Source organism: Dyadobacter psychrotolerans (genome assembly GCF_004349265.1).
Taxonomy (GTDB): domain Bacteria; phylum Bacteroidota; class Bacteroidia; order Cytophagales; family Spirosomataceae; genus Dyadobacter; species Dyadobacter psychrotolerans.
Window position 1 is genome coordinate 48389 of sequence record NZ_SMFL01000004.1, and the last position, 22298, is coordinate 70686.

General features: G+C 45.3%; 13 protein-coding genes. 11 read left to right on the forward strand and 2 right to left on the reverse strand.

Annotation, left to right across the window (positions count from 1 at the left end; all coding sequences use genetic code 11):
* Positions 1-24: 24 nt before the first annotated feature.
* The 7 genes from E0F88_RS11855 to E0F88_RS11885 are packed head-to-tail and all read left to right on the forward strand — an operon-like array spanning position 25 to position 12799.
* Positions 25-2910, forward strand: coding sequence for a hypothetical protein (locus E0F88_RS11855; protein WP_131958477.1), 2886 nt, complete (start codon positions 25-27; stop codon positions 2908-2910).
* Positions 2903-5509 carry a glycoside hydrolase family 20 zincin-like fold domain-containing protein gene (locus tag E0F88_RS11860; RefSeq protein WP_131958478.1) on the forward strand — a complete coding sequence of 869 codons (2607 nt, stop codon included), beginning with the start codon at positions 2903-2905 and terminating at the stop codon, positions 5507-5509. Before E0F88_RS11855 ends, E0F88_RS11860 begins: the two co-directional genes overlap by 8 nt.
* Positions 5496-6746 (forward strand): glycoside hydrolase family 88 protein, encoded by a 1251-nt coding sequence (locus E0F88_RS11865; RefSeq protein WP_229213747.1) that lies wholly within the window; start codon positions 5496-5498, stop codon positions 6744-6746. The genes E0F88_RS11860 and E0F88_RS11865 overlap by 14 nt, the downstream gene beginning before the upstream one ends.
* 32 nt (positions 6747-6778) lie before the next feature.
* Complete coding sequence (locus E0F88_RS11870) at positions 6779-9616, forward strand: TonB-dependent receptor (RefSeq protein WP_131958479.1); 2838 nt, start codon at positions 6779-6781, stop codon at positions 9614-9616.
* A 47-nt stretch (positions 9617-9663) separates the two neighbouring features.
* Positions 9664-10464: a glucosamine-6-phosphate deaminase gene (locus E0F88_RS11875; protein WP_131958480.1), complete on the forward strand. Its 801-nt coding sequence runs from the start codon at positions 9664-9666 to the stop codon at positions 10462-10464.
* Between the two features lie 59 nt (positions 10465-10523).
* Positions 10524-11843, forward strand: coding sequence for an MFS transporter (locus E0F88_RS11880; RefSeq protein WP_131958481.1), 1320 nt, complete (start codon positions 10524-10526; stop codon positions 11841-11843).
* Positions 11844-11881: 38 nt separating this feature from the next.
* Positions 11882-12799: a helix-turn-helix domain-containing protein gene (locus E0F88_RS11885; RefSeq protein ID WP_131958482.1), complete on the forward strand. Its 918-nt coding sequence runs from the start codon at positions 11882-11884 to the stop codon at positions 12797-12799.
* On the opposite strand, the gene E0F88_RS11890 is transcribed toward E0F88_RS11885, so the two are convergent.
* A complete protein-coding gene (locus tag E0F88_RS11890) occupies positions 12789-14072 on the reverse strand; it encodes a sugar MFS transporter (RefSeq protein ID WP_131958483.1) in 1284 nt (427 codons plus the stop codon). The two genes, E0F88_RS11885 and E0F88_RS11890, sit on opposite strands and share 11 nt — an antisense overlap.
* Positions 14073-14092: 20 nt before the next feature.
* Positions 14093-14869, reverse strand: coding sequence for a phytanoyl-CoA dioxygenase family protein (locus E0F88_RS11895; protein ID WP_131958484.1), 777 nt, complete (start codon positions 14867-14869; stop codon positions 14093-14095).
* A 294-nt stretch (positions 14870-15163) separates the two neighbouring features.
* Between E0F88_RS11895 and E0F88_RS11900 the strand changes: the two genes are divergently transcribed.
* The 4 genes from E0F88_RS11900 to E0F88_RS11915 all read left to right on the forward strand — a co-directional run bounded on the left by E0F88_RS11900 (position 15164) and on the right by E0F88_RS11915 (position 22249).
* A complete protein-coding gene (locus E0F88_RS11900; protein WP_165940050.1) occupies positions 15164-15757 on the forward strand; it encodes an RNA polymerase sigma factor in 594 nt (197 codons plus the stop codon).
* A 148-nt stretch (positions 15758-15905) separates the two neighbouring features.
* Positions 15906-17096 (forward strand): FecR family protein, encoded by a 1191-nt coding sequence (locus E0F88_RS11905; RefSeq protein WP_131958486.1) that lies wholly within the window; start codon positions 15906-15908, stop codon positions 17094-17096.
* A 256-nt stretch (positions 17097-17352) separates the two neighbouring features.
* Positions 17353-20616 carry a TonB-dependent receptor gene (locus E0F88_RS11910; RefSeq protein WP_131958487.1) on the forward strand — a complete coding sequence of 1088 codons (3264 nt, stop codon included), beginning with the start codon at positions 17353-17355 and terminating at the stop codon, positions 20614-20616.
* Positions 20617-20632: 16 nt separating this feature from the next.
* Positions 20633-22249, forward strand: a complete 1617-nt coding sequence (locus tag E0F88_RS11915) for a RagB/SusD family nutrient uptake outer membrane protein (RefSeq protein ID WP_131958488.1) — start codon at positions 20633-20635, stop codon at positions 22247-22249.
* Positions 22250-22298: the final 49 nt, after the last annotated feature.

Consider the following 22298-nt stretch of genomic DNA (forward strand, 5'->3'; position numbering starts at 1 on the left):
AAACTTTTATTAAACGTATATCAATTGAGGTTAGCCTGTTTACCATATCTTCTGGCTGTAAGTCTGCTCTGTGTTTGTGCTGTGCACGCACAGCAGGCGGGCAACTTCCTGTATGATATGGGAACGAGCTCGTCAAGGCTTGAAGAGGGATTTATCCGGGTGAGTCCCGATGCAGCTTATAGTAATGGCCGCGGATATGGCTGGTTGGCCTTGCCGGAAAGTGCTTTTGACACACTCTATAACAGAATCGCTGACACCTTGTTCTGTGATGGAGTTATCGGTAAAAAAACAATGACTTTTAAAACCGACATTCCAGCCGGCGAATATTTTGTGTTGATCACAGTCGGTCATCCCGGCCAGCAGCTTATGCAGGTAATGATCACTGTAAATGGTCAGGTGCTGACTGAAAATCTATCGGCTCCATGGTTTCGGCTTCCTTACCGCTCAATCCGGCAAAAGATCAGGATTGGAAAAGCCGGAGCGGTTGTGGAGCTAAAGGCAGTAGGCAAGGTTGATCTGATTGGTTTACACCGCGTAGAATTCAGGTCTGTTTCTGAAAAAAGCGAAAGCATTTTCTTAGATACACCTGAAACTGAAACGGAACAGATGACGGCTATTGCAGCCACCTTTCATGCGCGGCTACGCCGCGACCCGGCCAATACCGCACTGGCCAACCGGCTGAATATACTGCAAAAGCTATTGACCGCAGAACGCTACTTCGAGCTGGCCGGTTGGTCCTGGTCTGTCACGCAAACAAAAATGAACCAGATACAGCGCATGTATGCTGCCATTGACCTTCTGGATCAGATCGTTGCCGACCCCTCAGATGATCTGTACCATAAAGCATTGTACCTTCTTGCGAAAATACATTATTGGCTCTCAAAAGAGGACACAGACCTGCTTGACGAAAACAGATCGCAACTGTATTTTGATAAGCTGGCCGGCGTATTTCCGCAGCATGAGCTGATCAGAATGTATAAAGGCCAGCAGATAGAAGATAGCTTCACGCCGGATGCAAACATGAAGCATGCTCCAAAGTGGGCAGTACTTCAGCACGAGGCGATCAGCCGTATGCTGAAAGTAATTCACTGGTGGGTGCAGCACCGCCAGGCTGAAAACGGAGAGCTTGGAGGCAAGTATGCCGATGATGTGGAAATGCTCCGCTGGTGGCTGCCTGCCATTCTGGGAGCAGACGACAGTCTGGCCCGGGCCGGCTACACACGTCTGGCGGACGGAATCTGGAACAGCGGCGCGCTGTTGCGGGGTTATGATAAAAAAATAGATGATGTTGAGCATTCAGCCGAGCTTTTCAGGGATTCACACACGGGTATGTTTCTGATTCGTTATGGAGATCCTGCCTACGTTGAAAGGGCGATGATCAGCATGCAGAATTTCGACGCTGTTTGGTCAGCATTCACCAGCTCGGGACACCGGCATTTTAAATCTTATTATCTCTCAGCGACCCAGACGCTTACAGGGCCGGTTTACGGGGCGGATGTGCCGCTGAACGCAAGAGCATTGTTACCCGGGCTTTGGGCAGCGTGGTATAACCAGAATCCGGTTTTACTAAAACAGTTTTCACAGTGGGCCAAGGCCTGGGTTGAGCATGCCGCCAAACCGGAAAACGGTAAACCTGCCGGCATCATCCCAGCTGCTGTATGGTTTGGAAAGCATAAGATCACAGCTAAGTCAAACAAATGGTATGAGCCCGGTTTAAGGTATAGTTATTACAACTGGGACCATCTTGGCCATATCAGTGAGCTTTACAGTTTTCTATCCGGCATGCACGCGCTTACGGGCAATAGCTTGTTTTTAAATCCGGTCAATAAAGTCGCCGACCTGATGCGTTCTGGCTCAAAAGACGGCGAAGTTGGCCGCTGCCAACCGGGCTCTTTGCAATGGGTAAAAAATACGCTGCGCAGCGGAGGGAAGGATAAGACGGCAGGCGCAAATCCATTTGGCAATATTTTCGCAATGACGGCCAGGCTGACCGGCGATGAGCGGTATGATGATCTGATCAAACAATATGCTTCTCCCTACAATCAATTTCAGCTGACTGGTAATCAGAATCAACTGCTGGCAGGTTTTGACGTCATCTTAAACTCGCTCAGATACAACTTTCCACTTTTAACCAGCGAAGCCAAATTCACAGACCGGGTTTACGTAAGAGGAAGTGATTTACTCACAGGCATGTATACCGGCCACTTCGGGCGTGGATTTGAATATCCAGCGATGGTGGCCAGCTGGAAAAATACAGGACCGGATGTTGCTGTTTTTGTCCGCCGGGGAGATAAGTCTTCGGCCCTGGTTTCTCTTTACAATGCCGGCGGTGAGAAACAGGTGGAAATGAATACCTGGATGCTTACGCCGGGTGTTTATAAAGTCAGTGTTGGCTTGGATGAAAATGATGACGCGGTAGCTGACAAGTCAGTAAGTGAGCAACTGGTTACGATCACTGAGCGGGTAGGGAAGGTGAAAATCAAGCTTGCTGCAAAACGGCAGGTGTTAGTTGAAATAACCAGAAAAAGTCAGATTGTACAAAACGCAATAGCGCTGCCAGATATCGCCATCGCCAGGGCCGATATCGTTGTTTCCGAATCTGATCAAACGATAGGGGATCAGCAGGTTCGATATACGGTTCATAACATTGGCAACGCGCCTTCGGCTCCCGCGATGGTTTATCTGATCACAAACGGCTTGCCGGCTGATAGCTGCCGGCTTGAAGCAATTCAGGCGCCAAACGATCTTGTTGCCCGCAGTAGGACTTCTGTTTTTCGATTTACACCAAAACCAGGAAGCTACCAGATCACCATTCAGGTAAAGTATGCTCAGCAGGAAGTGAATTCATATAACAATACAGCGGCCGTAAGCTACACACATCCTGGTTTTAAAAGACAACATCATGATTAGGCAGATTCTTTTTTTACTCTTTCAGTTTGTACTGCTGCAACCCCAGCTTGCCGTAGCGTCAGGCAGGCTTTCGCAAGTACTGCCCGCTCAAAATAGCGAAGCGCAGATGCTGCCCGTTTTGCCTTATCCTCAGTTTGTAGCCCAGACTGCCGGCGTTTTTAATTACACGTCAAACATAGCATTTAAAACAACAGCGCTTAGCCCGGAGCAGTCAGACAGGCTGCGGTCGCACTGGCAAGATTTTAAGTCTCAGATGGAAACTTCCGGCCAGTCAGGGCAGCTAAGTGTTGAGCTGTTTTTTATCAAAGACGCAAAACAGCAGCCGGAATTTTGGGCCCGGGCAAAAAGCTATCAGGATAGCATCGGCAATGAAGGTTATATACTGATGGCAGCCGGAAATAAAATAATGATTGCCGCCAACAGCGAAACAGGTCTTTTTTATGGTCTTCAAAGTCTTCGGCAATTGACTCGCGCAGAATGGAAGCATGAGGTTTTTATTGCGGACTGGCCCGCTTTTGCCACAAGAGTCATCTTTGATGATATCAGCAGAGGGCCCATTTCCAAAGTTGGTTTTATCAAAGAACAAATTGCAAGGATGGCAGAGTTGAAGATCAACTACCTTTCATTTTACATCGAACATGTCGTCCAGCCGCTTTCCCATCCCGATTTTGCACCTGAAAACGGAAAGCTAACTATCGATCAGATCAGGGAATTATCAGCCTATGCTGAGAAATTTCATATCAAGCTCATCGGCAGCTTTCAGTCTTTTGGCCATTTTGAAAAGATTCTGGCATTGCCCCAATATAGCTCAATGGGCGAGACCGGCACGCTGATCTCGCCAGTTGACCCGAAAGCCCAGGCATTTTTGAAAGATGTGATCGGCGAGCTTTGTGATGCTTTTAGCGCGCCGTGGTTTAATGTGAACTGCGATGAGACTTTTGATCTGAACAAGGGAAAGTCGAAGGCCTACATCGACAGCATCGGAGCAGACCGGTTTTATGCTGATCATCTTAACTTTTTGTATGGCATTTTAAAGGCTCATAATAAAAAGATGATGCTGTGGGGTGATGTGGCCATTCAGTACGAGAAGATTCCCGACATGCTGCCAAAAGATGTGGTTTATCTCACGTGGGAATATGGCTCGAACGATCAATATGACAAATGGATCAAGCCCTTTGCCAGCCGCGGACTAGAATTTATGGTTTGCCCGGGTGTTTTAAATTCTTACCGGATGTTTCCCGACATGCTCATGGCCAAATCCAATATCAAAGGGTTTATCCAGCAGGGTAAAGCCAATGGCGCTACGGGTGCTTTCACCACGCTCTGGGACGATGGAGGTGCTTATCTTTTCTCAGCTGACTGGTATGGGGTGTACGCCGCGGCGGAAAAGAGCTGGAATCTGAAGACAACCAACGAAAAATCATTCGACTTAAGATACAGTAAGGCTGCTTATGGCTCAGATAATGACAATTATGTCCAGGCCGTCTTTAAATTATTGGAGCTCAGAAGTTTGCCGCTGACTTACAATCTAAACGATCTTTTATGGCAGCAGCAGATTGTGCCTGAAAAAGGAAAGCAGCTTTGGCTAAACAACACAGATCTGCAAAAAGCAGAAAAGATCCTTGATCAGGCTTCTGATCTTCTCGCTGGCAGTATGGCCAGTTTCAACACCAGCGATATTACGGCCGTTGCCCACACGATAGCACAATACAAAATCATGATCGATACCCGTAGGCTTCTGGCCAGTCAGGCCGCTGTTTACCGTCAGGCGATCAAACTAAAAGACATCCGTTTGGAGCAGGCACGGAGCCTGCTGATACAGTCTTCGGATACCTTAAAACAGCTTAAAGACAGATATGTGATTCTTCGGGATAATTTCCGCCAGCTTTGGAGAGCGGAAAACCAGGAGTATTGGCTGGATGTGGTTACGGCACCTTACGATACAAAAATCGGGCAGATCGCCGTTTTGGAGCAGGTTTTAAAAAATACCGCTTTATCTGCCGGCGCTAAACTGAATTTGCCTGCCGCTGATCAGATCGGCCTGGCTATTTACCAAACCCCGTACACGTATTTTCAGTACTGGTTGCTGACAGGACCTTTTCCCTCCGGGACCAAGCAAACTGTTCCAGCTTTTATGTACTCAGAAAATGCAGAGTATAACAAGCCGCCCATTCCGGGTGGTATAGCAGTCTACAAAGGCAAGAATTACCGCTGGCATAAATTCGCTTCAAAAAGTGGATCGATGATTGATCTGACTGAATATTTCGGAAAAAAAACGCCGGCCACTGCCTATGCTTACTGCACTTTGAATGTATCGGGAAAGGATGTCACCGAGGCCTTTGTGAACGCCCCTGGCGGCAGCGAAGTTTTCTGTGATGGAAAAAAAGTAGCGGTGATATCCGCCCGGAAAAAAGGGCCGGCTGAGCAGAAAATTGCACTTTCCTTAAGTAAGGGAAATCATCTTTTTCTGCTGAAAATCCCGGCCAGAAACGACGCGCCCTGGCGTTTCAGCATGCGGCTGGCAGATGGTGTGCAGGTGGTAAACAGTAAACATAAATATCAGACCAATTCTAAAAACAAAACGTATGATGCAGAATAGTAACCGGAGTTTTTACCGGACACTTTTGCTGTTGCTTGTCCTGGGGACATGCTCGGCAAACGCCCAGACAAAAAAGCAGGATGTGGTTTTGGCCATCGACCAGATCGCAAAATATGTTTCCGAAGTGATGCTGGATGCGGAAGGTAAATCAAAATGTGATTACAACATCACCGAAGGGAAATGGTATGACTATGAGGTGCCCTGGCATACAGGCCAGGCCGTCAATGCGCTGCTTGCAGCCTACAAACAAACCGGTAATAAAAAATATCTGGCCGCAGCAACGCGGGGAGGTGATTGGTGGGCAGGACTGCAGATTAAAGACCATCCTGTTTTAAAGGGCATGGTCAACGCCCGTCATGGTGATTCGATCGGCGAGGATTTTATCGTTTTTGCAACTGTTTCAGACGGAACGCCTGGTATCTATGAGCTTTCAAGGGTGACTAAAAATCCCAAATATGCCAAGGTGGCGACCTCTGCTGCTTACTGGATGATGAAAAATATGTACGATGCGGAAAAAGGGATTTGCTATGATAATGTAGATGCCAAAACCGGAGAAGTACTTAAAGAATACAGTCCATTCTGGAAGGGAAAAGAAAAGCAGGAGTTGTTTGATGTCTCACGGCCCAATACAGAAGGCTGGCTTTTTAAAGATGCGTTTGAATTTTCAGGGGACAAAAAATTCAAAGATGCCTTCATCAACCTTTGTAACAGTCTGCTTGAGAAACAAGGCTCTGAGGGTGTTTGGATGAGTTTTATGCCCAATTCTGCCCAGGAAAGATCGTTTCACCCACGGTTCTCGCTATGGTATGCAGAGTCGCTGATTGAAGCCTTTAAACTGACCGGAGACAGAAAATACCTCGATGCTGCGGCAAAAACAGCTCAGGTTTTCGCCAAGGCGCAGCAGAAGGACGGAACGATGCTTTATGACAATTACCTCAACGGCAGACAACCAGACAAAGGCTCTGTGACAGGCTCGGCAGCTGCCCTGGCAGGTATTGTCTGGATTCAGCTCTCCGAAAACGGATACAAACAGTTTGATAAAAACATTGAAAAATCCGCAAGCTGGCTTTTGCAAAACCGGTACGCTTCCAATCACCCGGATCCGAATCTGAGAGGAGCTGTGCTGGAAACACGCACCCGGTTCAAAAACGGTAAAGTATGGCTGACCAACCGCGATACGGGAAGCATCTTTGCCCTTCGTTTCCTGGTGGATTACATCGCCTATAAATTCAAATAAATCTTACAATCCTTTATCCCAATATTCTGTATATGAAAAATCTACTTAAAAAATGCTGTACCCTCACAGTGGGGATGCTCACGGCGCTGATGATTATTTTCTGGGCTAATCCCTCCATGGCCCAGCAGGCGGGTAATGTGAAAGGCCAGATCACAGGCGCCAATGGTGAGATTTTACCAGGTGCCTCAGTCTTTTTAAAAGGAACCACTGTGGGTGTGGCCACCGATCTTTCAGGCAACTACACGCTTTTGAATCTGACGGCAGGCGTCAAGACGATCTCTGTGAATTACATGGGTTTCCAGCCTTCCGAGCAAGAGGTTACCGTCGTTGCCGGAAAAACCGTTTTTTTAAACATTAACCTCAAATCGGCGGATCTGAATCTGGGTGAGGTGACGGTTACGGCCAATCAGGAAGGACAAAGAAAAGCACTTAACCAGCAAAGGAATTCAGATAACATCAAACAGGTTATATCGGCTGATCTGATGGGAAGATTTCCGGATCTGAACGTTGCTGAATCCTTGCAGCGTCTTCCGGGTGTGACGATCGGAAGAAACAGCAGCGGAGAGGGAGCTACTGTACAGATGCGGGGAACGCCTGGCAATTTTACCAACATCAACGTCAACGGCGAACAGATCATGGGAACCCAGGAAGATGGTTCGCGTAACGCGCAGCTCGATGTGATTCCGGTCAATGTACTTGCTTCGATGGAAGTGGTTAAAACCCTGACACCTGATTTGGACGGTGATGCGATTGCTGGTGTGATAAATATGAAAACACCTACGGCAACTTCTTTAAAACCAAGATTATCAATTGATTTGGGCGCGGGATATAACAATCTGCGTAGCAATTTGAACGGGATCGGAAATATATCTGTCGGCAAAAGGTTTTTTGCCGATGATAGAAATCCGAACGGAAAACTGGGCATTATGGCAACGGGCAGTTATTTTCGCACTAAAAACGGCTACGACGAAATCCGCTCGCAAGTTTGGGAAGCCAATGATTACGGAAAAGGAAGCATTTATTTTCCGACCGATATCCGCCTTTTATACGTCGAAAACCAGCGCACCAGAACAGGTACATCGGCTACAATCGATTACAATTTCAGCCCCACTACCAGCATTGTTGCCAATGTGATGTACAGCAATCATAACAATGAGCTGACTCGTTACCGCAAGCGTACCAGAATGCAGACGGCCAGAAACGTGCTCAATGAAAAGGGTGAATATACAAATTCAAGAGGGCGGGGATACAATGAGATCAAAGCAGCGACAGAAGACAACAGCAATCTGAACTTTAATATCCAGGGAGAAACTCTCATCGGCGCTGTGAAACTGGATGCGGGCGTTTTTATGAACGAATCAGAGTTTGTAAACAAGTCTGGTATATACAATTTCATTACCGGTAATATTCCGCTCTCTATCTCCGATATCAGCACGGATTATCTTTCTGCATACGGCACCGACTGGAAAAACAACGCCTCTCTATACACCTACAACACGGTGGAAAGAGACTGGTGGACGACAAACGGAAAGAATTTTACCGCCCGTCTGAACGCGAGTGTGCCTTACAAAATCGGTTCTAACACAGCATTCTTTAAGGCTGGAGCCAAGTTAAAGCGTATGCATAACCAAAGGTTCCGTCCTAATGAAACGATCGTTACGACCTATGCAGGTGCTGCTGCGGCAGGAAGCCTAACGAATTTCAGCGGAAATCCCGAGGTTGAATCTGAGCTGCTTGATGGCAATACCAATTTTGGTCTGGGTGTGGATAAGGACAAAACGATCAGTTTTCTGGATGCCAATTTAGGTACAAGCCTTTTCCCCATCAATGTGGGCGCGACAAGAAACAGCATTGATTCTTACTATTACGATGCAGTCGAAACAGTTTCTTCGGCCTATGTGATGAACAGGATCCAGTTTAATAAACTCATGTTCCTGTTGGGAGCTCGCATTGAAAAAACCAATGTAGACTACAAAGGAAACATCATTGAAACCAACGCCGAGGGTAACTGGGTATCGACAGCCCCGAACAGAAAAAAGAATGACTACATCAAGGTGCTTCCCAATATCCAGTTCAAATACGATCTTGATAAATCCTCTTTGTTACGTGCTGCGCTGACTTACGGCTATTCGCGGCCTAATTTCGTCGACCTGGTACCAGGCCGCATGATCAGTATTCTCAGCGAAACGGTAACAGACGGTAACCCCGAGCTTAAACCTGCATTTGCTACCAATCTTGATTTGATGTATGAAAAATACCTCAACAACCTAGGAATTATTTCAGGAGGAGTGTTTTACAAAAAAATCAATAAGTTTCAATACAACAGCGTCTTTGCCCTGGCAGGAAATGAATTCGAGGGTGCGCAGCGGTATGAAGGGTGGAGATGGTTCAGAACACTTAATGGTGACAATGCCAATGTATATGGTGTAGAGCTGAATGTTCAGGCCAATCTTACGTTTTTGCCAGGTATTCTGAAAGGACTTTCCGTGCTTGCCAACTACACCTACACCCATTCAAGTGCAGATGCCCAGTTCCGCAAGGATCTTCGCCTTCCCGGACAGGCTGATCACACCGCCAACGGATCGCTTTCATTCAACCATAAAAAGTTTACGATCCAGGGTAACCTAAACTATAACGGTGCTTACACGGTGCTTTTGGGTGATCAGGATGCAACCGATGTCGTTCGTCATGACAGAATTCAGATCGATGCCAACGCCTCCTACCGTATTACCGAGAGATTTTCTATTTATGCCGAAGCACAAAACCTTACCAAAGCGCCGCAAACGGATTACTTCGGCGAGCGTGAGCGGATTTATCAGAAGCAATTTTATTCTTTCTGGGGCCGCGCGGGTGTAAAATTCAGATTCTGATCCTAAGTACAAAGTAGAATAAGACAATAAATCAAAATACACAAAAAATGTCAATCGTTAAAAAAGCAACAGCGGATCAGTTGAATGTGATGATCTTTGAAGACCGACAACAGCTGGGAGAATATGCCGCACAAATGGTGGCAGAAAAAATAAATGAACTGCTCGATAAGCAGCAAATGGTCAATATCATTTTTGCCGCCGCGGCTTCACAAAATGAATTTCTTGCTACACTGATCAAGCTGCAAGTAGACTGGAAGCGCATCAACGCTTTTCACATGGATGAGTACATCGGACTGCCAAAAGGTGCCAAACAGCATTTTTCTTACTTTTTAGGAGAGCAGATTTTCAATAAGGTTCCTTTTGCCAACGTGTTTTGTCTGGATGGCAGCACAGAGGATACTCAGGCCGAATGTGAACGTTACAGTGAACTGCTGATGAAATATCCGACCGATATTACCTGCATGGGCATCGGAGAAAATACGCATCTGGCCTTTAATGATCCTTATATGGCAGATTTTAATGAAAACAGACTCGTCAAGGTTGTCGAGCTGGCCGTCGAAAGCAGACAACAGCAGGTCAATGAGGACTGTTTTGAACATGTAAGTCAGGTTCCTTCGTATGCTTACACGCTTACGGTTCCTGCTTTACTGAAAGCAAAGGCCATTTACAGTATGGTACCAGGTCCTTCAAAAGCACAGGCCGTGTTCCATACATTAAATGATGAGATATCCGTGAAATATCCTTCGACAATTCTGCGCACACTTTCGAATGCGTATCTGTTTTTAGATACTGAAAGTGCAGCTGACCTGGATGCACAGACACAGGCGTCTGTACTCACCTTTGATTGATGATTCTAACAAGAATTGTCGGTACCTTAAGCCTTTAAAGCCTCTTTCTTAATCTGATTATGATAAACAATACAACCGGAAGTTACAGGTGGGCGATTTGCACGCTGCTATTTTTTGCCACAACGATCAATTATCTCGACAGACAGGTTCTTGGACTTCTAAAGCCGGTGCTGGAAACCGAGTACAACTGGACAGAAAGTGATTACAGCTATATCGTCATGGCTTTCTCTGCGACCTATGCGATCGGGCTGGTTGTTTTTGGAAGGATTGTCGATAAGATAGGGGCCAAATCGGGATACACCATTTCGGTGACCATCTGGAGCATTGCTGCCATGTGCCACGCGCTGGTAAACAGTACCCTGGGTTTTGGTATTGCAAGGGCTGCTTTGGGTATTGGCGAGTCGGGCAACTTCCCGGCAGCTGTCAAAACGGTCACCGAATGGTTTCCTAAAAGAGAACGTGCGCTGGCCACAGGGATTTTCGATTCAGGCTCCAACATCGGAGCCTGCGTCGCACCGATTATGGTGCCCTGGCTTTTGGGAATTTATGGATGGAAAGCGGCTTTTATAATTACAGGCGCCATTGGTTTTTTATGGCTGATTGCATGGCGGCTAATTTACAAGCAGCCAGAAAAACATCCCAAATTGTCCGCTGCCGAACTGGCCTATATCCGAATCGATGATACCGAGTCGGAAAAACAGGCAGAAACGGATTTGAGCAACGGCATTGCCAAACATAAAATCAGCTGGGGTGCGCTATTCTCTTTAAGAGCAACCTGGTCTTTTATCGCCGGTAAATTTCTGACCGATCCGATTTGGTACTTTTTCCTTTTCTGGCTGCCCTCTTATTTTAGTACAACCTTCAATCTGGATCTTAAAAAGCCGGGACTTCCACTGGTGATTGTATATTCTGCGGCGACTCTGGGCGCTGTTGGGGGAGGTCTTCTTTCATCATGGTTTATCAAAAAAGGCTGGAGTGTTTCCAAATCAAGAAAAGCGGCTTTGTTTATTGCAGCGCTGTGTGTGGTGCCTATCATCGGCGCACGCTTTGTGAGTGATGTCTGGGCAGCGGTGGGATTGATCGGCCTTGCTGTTGCGGGAAATGCTGCCTGGAGCTCCAACATTTATACCATCGTGTCTGATATGCTTCCCAAAAATACTGTCAGCTCAGTAATTGGTATTGGCGGGATGGCCGGTGCGATCGGCGGGGTGCTGTTTCCTTTGTTTATTGGTGTTATACTGGATTATTACAAAGGCATCGGCAATTTGGTAGCAGGCTATAATGTCATATTTCTCGTCTGCAGTGTTTCTTTTCTTATTGCTTGGCTGGCGATACATTTACTGACACCCAAGATTGAGCCCGTGGAAGTTAACGCTTAACAGAAAAGAATTTTAAATACCGGGTAAAAGCGAATAGAATGAAAGCGGTTGGGACTGACTTGGAACGCAGTATCGTAAATCTGAAAGAACTGGGCATTCAAAGCGCGGTGCTGCTTGGAAAATATGTTTACAATGGCGCGCGAAGCCATCTGCAAACGCATGCTCATGAGCACATCATTGAATTTGTATATTGCGATAACGGCGCCCAGGTCTACGAGGTCAACCAGCAGCAATACGAAGTGCACGGCGGAGATGTTTTTGTCACCTTTCCCGGCGAGCCACACAGCAGCGCTAATCATCCCGAAGCAAAAGGCGCAATTTATTGGCTACAGATCCGCATCCCGGAAAGTGGAGCTGAATTTTTAGGATATGCCGGTTTAAACGCGCAGGCTTTCCTTGGTAAGTTATTGTCGCTCCCATGCCGGCATTTTAAGGGCAATGCGCTGATTAAAAATGGATTTGAGCAAATCTTTCAGCTTTGCCAATCGCCGATGAGCCCTTATTCGGTGTTGTCTGTTCATGTCCAGCTTGCGCGCTTGCTGCAATGCATTATTGAATGTGCCGCCGCCGCCGCAGAGGTAACCGGAGCTGCGGCAGGTGATGACTTGCGGCTTGAGAGAGTCAAAAAATATATCGATGATCATTTAAAGAGCGATCTGTCGATTCAAATTCTTGCAGATCATCATCATATTTCTGAATCCCATTTCAAAAAATGGTTTAAAGAACACATTGGCATCACACCGATGGATTACATCCAAAGAAAAAGAATTGAAAAGGCCAAGAAAACTTTGTGCGAAAAGACCGATAGAAGGATTGCAGATATCGCCTTTGAGCTAAATTTTTCTTCCAGCCAATACTTTACTACCGTCTTTAAGAAGTATGCCGGAATCACTCCTTTGGAATACAAAAGGTTAACTCTGGCTGAAAGAAATTTCGATTCCCGGCTTAAATCGTAGCTTTTCCAGCCTTGTAGCCCGACGTTGCATAATACAAAAGAAACAGGTAGAAAGGCAGCAGAAGTATATATGCAATCTGAGGGTTAAAACTGTCACTGAGTTGTCCATAAAACAGCGGAGAGACCGCCCCTCCAACGATACCCATAATCAAAAGAGCAGATCCTGACTTGGTGAATTTTCCCAGTCCTTGCATAGCAAGCGGCCAAATTGCGGGCCATATCAGCGCGTTTCCCAATCCCAGCAAAGCAATCATCCAAACAGAGGTTTTACCGGTCAAAATCATCGCGCTGATTGTAAACAGAATCCCGATGCCTGCTGAGAAAAGCAAAGCCCTGCGTTGACTGATGAATTTAGGAATGGCAAAAATTCCGAATATATAGCTGATAATCATGATCAGCAGCGTGTAGGTTGAAAAGAATTTAGCTTCTTTAAAAGACGTTCCCTGAAACTCACTGTAATTGATGATCGTATCTACTGCGAGCACTTCAACACTCACGCCGCAGAAAATAGCTACGGCCCCCAATATCAGGTGTGGAAACTGAAACAGACTGGTTTTTTTTGCGGTCTGATCATCGGTGAAATCGATCTCGGGCTCATCGGCAATATCAGGTAAACTTGTAAGCCTGATCAGAATACCCAGAGTTAGTAGCACAATCGTCAAAGCGATGTAGGGAACAATCAGTCTGGCGGCCAACTCGTCAAGCATTTGATTTTGCTGAATGATCGATAAAGTTGGCAGGGCAGCCGAAAGCCGGTCAATCTCGTCAGGGTCCTTTGAGACAGCACTCAGCAGCAGCAAAGGAGCAATGGCGCCGGCTACCTTGTTACAAACCCCCATCACACTCATACGCATCGCCGCGCTCTCGATCGGTCCTAAAATGGTCACATACGGATTAGCAGCTGTCTGAAGCAGCGTCAAACCGGTTGCCTGCACGAAGAGTCCTAATAAAAAAAGACTATATGCTCTGGCCGCGGCAGCGGGAATAAAAATAAGCGCGCCGGCTGCCATGATCCATAAACCAAGCACCATGCCGTTTTTATATCCGGTTTTTTTGATGATATAAGAAGATGGCAGGGCCATGATCAGATAGGAAATATAAAAGGCAAATGCAACCAGCATCGCCTGCTGTGTGGTGAGCTGACAAGCTAGTTTAAAATATGGAATCAGTACTGCATTAAGCCAACTGACAAAACCAAACACAAAAAATAGCGTGCCGATGATGACAATGTATCTGGACTGTTTGCCTTCCGTAAAATTGATTGAATCTACCATTTCGCGATCAGAGCTACCGGTTATTTTATGAATTCATCGTTTTTCAACTGACGGTCTGCTGCATTTTGTCTGCCGTGATCAAAGCCGTTGGCCCTTTCATAGCGGATCATCTCAGCAGGGCGGAAATTAACAATGAATGCACGGCGCTGTCCATCGGTCGAATTTCCCCGGCTGTAATGCAAGGTTCTTCCATGGTGAAAGGTGCATGAGCCAGGTTTTAGTTCTATCGCTATTGCTTCCTCTTCGCTGGCCGTGCACATCAAAGCGCCGCCTTTTTTGGCTGCAAAGGTATGCGGTCTTACCTCTTTAAGATTTGAGCCGGCAACAAACCACATACAACCGCTTTCCAATGTGGCGTGATCCAGCGACAGCCAGCAGCTGGCAGCTCTTTTATCGGGTACATTCAGCCAGTATGCTTCGTCCTGGTGCCAGGGTGTTATGGTATTTGTATACGGAGATTTGTTGATCAGCATGTCAAAATCCATTTCCAGATCTTCTCCCATGAGTTGTTTGCTGACCTCAAGTGCTTTTTGATGATAAGACATCTCAAGCAGTTCGGGGCGGAAATCACTTGGCCACATGATTTGGGTGATGTTTTCAACTTTGTCGCTATCGCCCAGGTTCGCACCTAAATCCGACCGATTTGCTCCGACGTTAATCGTGCCGCTTAAAAATTCGTCGTAGAGCGTCTTGTATCGCTCGACCTCCTCTAAGGAAATCAGGTTTTCTACCACCAGATAGCCATTTGCAGCAAAGAACTCGATCTGTGGTTGCGTAAGTGTTATTTTTGTATCCATGTTCTTGATGGTTAGAGGTAATGGGATCAATATTGAATTGAATGGATAGCCAGCTATAAACAGCCTGCTGTTTGTACAAATGTATTCAGAAGCTTTTAGCAAAAATTATGGTTTAGTAGGGAAGTACTAAATTGAACATCCGGTTATAACACCTGGCAAAAAGCTAAAAGATAGCATCGTTTTCAGTTATGTACTGATGAATATAAAATGTTAATTGGGTTTTTTCTATTATATTAAAATTAAATACTGTTATTTTGATATTTGCATTATCCTAATATTGTAACTGTAAATGTGTTGGAACAGACTGTAAATAACGAACGGGCATTATTGGTGCGCTCCTCTGAGTCAGACGAGAATGCTTTTGCTGCGTTGTTTCACCTCTACAAACACAAATTATACGCCTACCTTCTCAGGCTCACTGAATCGGAAATGCTCTCTGAGGATATTGTGCAGGACGTCTTTATGAAACTTTGGAACGATCGCAGCTCGCTTTCAGAGATTGACAGTTTCGGAAGTTATCTTTTTCGGATGTCGAAAAATCATGTCATTAACCATTTCAGAAGAATGTCGCATGAGACGCTGATTATTGCTGAAATGTTTCAGCTAAATGATTCTGCCCACAATGAAACCCAGGACATGATCGCGCTAAAAGAAACTGAAAAAATTCTGGGCGAAATTATCGAGAAACTTCCTGCTCAGCAAAAAGCGGTATATCAACTCAGCCGTCAGGACGGTAAAAGTCATGACGAAATTGCCAACCTTTTGAAAATCTCGCCCAATACCGTTAAAAACCACATTGTTCAGGCAATGTCGACTATCCGCACCCAGCTGCGCCGTCATTCGGACACCCTTCTGATTCTGGCCGGTATAGCGGCTTTGAAAAAATAATTCTGTTTTTTTTCTTTCCGGCTAGTCCCTTGCTCTCTGTCATTTGTCTTTTATTTGGAGTAATTGAATTTTGATGTTTAAAACATTTGTCAAATTTCAAAATTGCAGAACAGAAAATAAGTGACCCTGAGCAATACAGATATAGATTATGTATACCGACCGGATAAAATATCTGACAAAAAGATTCTTCGACGGCGCATGCACCGAAGAAGAAAAAAAGGAGCTTTCTGTGTGGATCGAACAAAATCCTGATCACATACTTGCTGTGGCGCTGCAAGATGAATGGGAGAGCTTTGAGAGCGAAATTAAAATGTCTTCGCAGGTTTCCGAAAGGGTTTTAAGTAATATCCTACCTTCCACAGTTGAAACTTTTGAGCATCAGGATCTTGAAGATCAAACTGCGAGGCGGTATCTGTGGGCAAAAATTGCCGCAGCGGCTGTGCTTATCTTGTCGCTTGGCCTATATTGGTGGTCAGGCAGAGATCAGGGGCAGCTCGCCAGGTTGTCTGTACCGGCAGCGCAACCGGCAGATATTGCGCCAGGGACAAATAAAGCGGTGCTCACACTTGGTGATGGTTCTAGTATTATTCTTGACAGCGCACAGAATGGTAATTTGGCCAGTCAGGGAAATACCAGCGTTACCAAATCAAAAAAAGGAGAACTCGTATACAACAACCCAACGGGCAGTGCGGATCAAAATGTGGTCTTTAATACAGTTACCACACCTAAGGGCGGCCAATACCACATCATTCTGCCCGACGGCTCAAAGGTCTGGTTAAATGCGGCTTCGAGCCTAAGGTTCCCAACCGCTTTCAACGGCAAAGAACGGGCCGTGGAAATTACCGGTGAAGTTTATTTTGAGGTGGCCCACAATCAGAAAATGCCTTTTGTGGTTAAGGCCGGGCAAACGCAGATTGCTGTTTTAGGTACGCACTTCAACGTAATGGCTTATACGGATGAAAAAGTTTTGAAAACCACGTTGCTTCAGGGCTCGGTAAAGGTAAGCAGGGCAGGGAAATCGGCCATGCTCTCACCAGGCCAACAGGCACGTGTAAAAATGATCTCGGATCATATCGGTGTATTTGACAATATAGATACCGAAAAAGAGATGGCCTGGAAAAACGGTTACTTTCAGTTTCAGGATGATAATCTGGAAAATATTATGCGACAAATTTCCAGATGGTACGATGTGGATGTGACCTACGAGGGAAATCCGGGAAAAGAAACCTTCACAGGTCGGTTGCCCAGAAACGGTAATGTTTCAAAAGTTTTAAAGATTTTATCACTCAGCGGCGTCAAATTCAGAATAGAAGGAAAGTCGATCATTGTAACCCCTTAAACCTAAAATAACATCTATGACAGAACCGACCCGTTAAGAATCAAACTTACAGGTGCCGACTCTAAATAAAAAGAACGGGAACGTTGCAACCGCTCCCGCTCAAAAGAGCCGGCATTACTTAACAATTATCTCAAACCGTTTAGTACCAACTCAAAACAAAAGTATGAATCACAACTCTTTTATCCAAAAGAGGCAAGGTCTGTCGTATATAGGCGATAGGTACCGAAGTCTTCTGGCAACCAAAACATTTTTGGTAATGAAACTAATCTTTATTTTTTGCCTCGCTATTTGTATGCAGGTTAGTGCCAGCAGCTCAGCGCAGAAAATTACGCTCGTGGCACAAAATGCCTCCTTGCAGAATGTGCTGCGCGACATTGAACGACAAAGCGGTTATTCTTTTTGGTATAAATCAGAGCTTATCTCAAAATCAGAGAAGATCACTGTTTCAATTAAAAACAGCGATTTGCAGGAAGCGCTGACCAAGGTTTTGAAAAACCAGGCGGTCGAATATTCCATCGTCGATCAAACTGTTGTTTTGCAAGCCAAAAAACAGAATAAAATAATCACTCCGGTAAAACAAATTCTGGAAATAATTAAAGGTCAGGTTCTTGGCTCTGATGGCAAACCGCTGATTGGTGTGACTGTTATTGTTAAGGCCAGCAAGCTGGGAACAACGACCGATGCAGAAGGGAATTTCTCAGTAAACGCCTCAGATACAGATGTACTGGTTTTTTCCTACATCGGTTTTGATACCAAAGAGATGCTTGTGGGTAAACAAAGCAATATTGCAGTAACGCTTTCTGAAAGTAATACAACCCTGAATGAAGTTGCCGTGGTTGGTTACGGGCAGCAATCCCGCAAGAACCTGACCAGTGCGGTGAGCACAATTAAAAGAGAAGAGCTTAACAATGGCGCGATTACAGACGTTGGACAATTACTTCAGGGTAAGGTTCCGGGCCTGAATATCACCGCCAGCGGTGATCCTAACAAACCAGCAGCGGTTGTGATGCGTGGTGCGTCTACCATCAACAGTTCACAGGGACCTTTTTATGTAATTGATGGCGTGCCCGGGGCAGATATATCTACGATCGCTCCTGATGATATTGCTTCGATCGATGTCTTGAAGGATGCAGCTGCAACCGCTATTTATGGTAACCGCGCTGCAAATGGTGTGATCATGGTAACGACCAAGAAGGGAAAGCCAGGTACGATGCAGATTTCTTACAATTCATACATCGGAATCGAAAAAGTATCAAGCAGACTTGATATGATGACAGCTGACCAGTTGAGGGCATTTCTGGAAAAAAATGACGTTGGTTTTACGCCGGCAGATGACAAAAGTGCCAATACGGACTGGCAGTCGTCTATCCAGAAAAAAACCGCTATATCTACCAATCACAATCTGTCTTTCAACGGTGGTGGTGAGCATACTACTTACAGCGCGAGTCTGAATTATGTAAAAAAGGACGGTATCCTGCTAAATAGTGATCTTTCAAGAGTGATCGGTCGTTTGGCAATCGAGCAGCGTGCTTTGAAGGACAAACTTAAATTCGGATTTTCTGTAACGAATTCTCACAGCAACGCCAACGATATACCCTATCGTAACACGGTTTTGCTTCAATCGGCTTCTTATTTGCCGGTATCGCCCATTCAGAACGCGGACGGAAGCTATTTTGAAAACTTTCAAAATACCAATTACTACAATCCCGTGGCGATGATAAATAATAGCCAGTTGAATACAAAATCGAATAATCTCATTGGAAGCTTCAAGACCCAGGTCGAACTGCCTTTCGGTCTTACCTATAATGTGGACATCTCGTATCTGAATTCAACTACGCTGCAAGGATCGTATTATAATAAGTATTTTACCAACAATTACAACAACATGTATGACAATCCCGATCCGGGTGTGGGTTTTCATGCGGTGCAATCGTTTGGGAAAAATGGTCAGGCAAGCAGAAGCTCGTATCAGAATACAAACAAAATATTAGAGACCTATTTGACATGGAATAAAGAGTTTGGAGATCATTCACTCAATGCAGTAATCGGTTATTCATGGCAGAATAACAAAATTGGCGAAGGTTTTCAGGTGACGACAAGCAACTTGCCGGTTGATAATATTGCCTACAACAACCTGGCGCTTAGTAACCCTTATGGTGTAACAGGATACCAGATCAATTTCGGACCAGACGGTATCTATCAGGAAACACAATTAATCTCTGATTTTGCCAGATTCAATTACAACTACAAAAGCAAGTATTTACTGCAAGGTTCGATCAGAAGGGACGGAAGCTCGGTGTTTGGCACCAACAATCAGTGGGGATATTTCCCATCTGTGGGTGCGGCGTGGAGAATCAGTCAGGAAAGTTTTATGGAAAGCCAAAATCTGTTTAGTGACCTAAAGCTCAGAGCAAGCTATGGTGTTACAGGTAATGCCTCGGGATTTAATGCCTACACCGCGCAGTTCATATCCGGAAGTCTGGGAACGTATTATTATAACGGATCGCTCACCGGTGCTTACGGCCCGACAAAATCTGAAAACCCGGATCTGAAATGGGAGAAAACAGCAACTGCCAACATCGGCCTTGACTTCTCTGTCTTAGCAAACAAGATCAACGGATCTTTGGAGATCTACGACAAGAACACCACAGGTATGATTTATTCTTACACTGTCGACCCGATCCTTGTTCCTTCCGGTACTATTGTTGCCAACGGCGGAAGCGTTAACAATAAAGGTATCGAGTTTAATATAAGTGCAAAAATCATAGATAAAGCAAATTTCAGCTGGACGAGTGGTATTAATCTTGCCCACAACAAAAACGTAATTACCAGCTTGACGAATCCCTTGTTTGCAGGAGGTGACTCGGTTCTTTTATCCCGGCCTGAGGGTGGCGGACAGTCAGGAAGATCACTTCAAATCCTGAAGTCAGGCAGACCTTTGGGTCAATTCTTCTCTTTTCTTTATGCAGGAAAAAATGAAAGCGGAGTTTCTCAGTTTGTTGCCGGAGATGGCAGCTTGACAACAACACCGGTTGTGGGAAAGGATTATCATTACCTGGGCAGCTCGCAACCGAAACTGATGATGGGCTGGAACAACAGTGTCAGATACGGAAACTTTGATTTGAATGTATTTATCAGAGGAGCATTTGGAAACAAAATCTTCAACGCCACGCGCGCTGATTTGTTCCGGCCAAGTACTGCTCAGTACAGCAATATCCTTGTCGATGCAGCCAATGAATCTGTAAAGGATTTTAATGCTTATGTTTATTCTTCGCGCTTTCTTGAAAACGGAAGTTTTGTAAGACTTGATAATGCAACGCTGGGATACAATTTCAAGAAACTGGGGCCATTTGTTAAAAACCTGCGGGTTTATACCTCGGTTAATAACTTGTTTGTTATCACCAAATACAAAGGCATTGATCCGGAAGTAAATCAGGGTGGTATCGCGCCGGGAGTTGACTATAACAACTTCTATCCCAAGACCCGCACATTTCTTTTTGGCCTGAATGTATCAATCTAATTTTCGACGTAAAATCATGAAAAAATCATACATTAATATATTTTTTTCAACACTGGTAGCCGCTACAATGCTATCCTGTCACGATCTGGATGTACCTGTAACCACAGAGCTTACGACCGACGTTTTTCCAAGTACGACTGAGCAGTTTGTTTCCGCTTCCGGACCTGCCTATGTTGCGCTCCGCGGTAATTTTGGTGCAGAAGCTTTTCAGGTTGCTTCTTACAGCACCGATGAAGGCATCATGCCCGCAAGAGGAGGCAACTGGTATGATGGTGGTCAGAATCAGACACTTCACCTTCACAATTGGACGGTGGACAACACCTATCTGAACGGTCACTGGTCGTGGCTGTCGACCATTATTGGTGTTACCAACCAGACAATTTCTATTCTGGAAGAAAAACAACCCGAAGGAGCAGCAAAAGCAACCAATATTTCGGAAATCAAAATGGTTCGGGCCCTGGCTTACTTCATGATGATGGATAGTTTTGGAAATGTGCCAATCTATACAGCTTACGGTGATTTTACTCCCAAAGTTAACTCGAGCCGAGTGGAGGTTTTCAATTTTATTGAAAAAGAGATCAACGATGCCATTCCCAATCTGAGTGAAGTTTCAGGCGTTTCCACCTATGGAAGAGCCAACAAATGGACAGCCTACGCCTTGCTGGCAAAAATGTATCTGAACGCTGAGTACTACACCGGAACAAACCGTTACAACGACTGTATTGCTGCCTGCGATAAAATCATCGGTTCAGGATTGTATAACCTTGAAGCCAGGAGTACTTATCTGAACATGTTTTATCCTAATAATGGACCGCAGATGAAGGAATTTATTTTTGCCATACCATATGATCCGGCGCAAACCAATACTTTTCCATTCAGAAGTGTCAACAACCGCTCCCGTTACGACATTCCAAGAAGTGAGGTGAAGAAATTCAGCCTGCCATTTACGCCGGCTGGCAGCGCGAGTACATTGCCGGAATATTACGCCAACTTCAACGATGAAGGTGATATCAGAAACAAACAATGGCTTACCGGCCTGCAGTTCATGAATGATGGTGTGACGCCGGTTACAGTAACAACAACAAACATCGGTTATGATCAGTTTTATAGCGGAAACGCTCCGTCGGCACCATTTACCTACCAGGTTAACATTACGCCACAGGTTGTTTTAAGACAGAGTCAATCAGCATTTGACGCCGGTAACGATGAAATCGCCTGGCATATGGGCTACCGCAACATGAAGTTTTATCCCGATGCTACTTCTTTGAACAGAAATCAGAATAATGATATTCCTATTTTCCGTTATTCGGATATCATTTTGATGAAAGCCGAAGCGATTTTGCGGGGAGGTGCAGCTACATCGGGTCATACTGCGCTGTCTCTTGTCAATCAGTTAAGGGCACAACGTACAACCTCAGCAGCGTTGACAAGTGTTAATCTTGAATTTGTCTACGCCGAAAGAGCGCGTGAATTTGCCTGGGAAGGGTGGAGAAGAAATGATATGATCCGGTTTGGAAAATTTGAAGGCAAATGGGGCTTCAAAACTGATTCGGACATCAATCACCGTATTTTTCCAATACCAAGAGTGGCTTTGCAGCTAAATCCAATGCTGGTTCAAAATCCAGGTTATTGATCTGTTGCCGTTTTCTCCGTATCTGTTTTTCAGATACGGAGAAATTCTT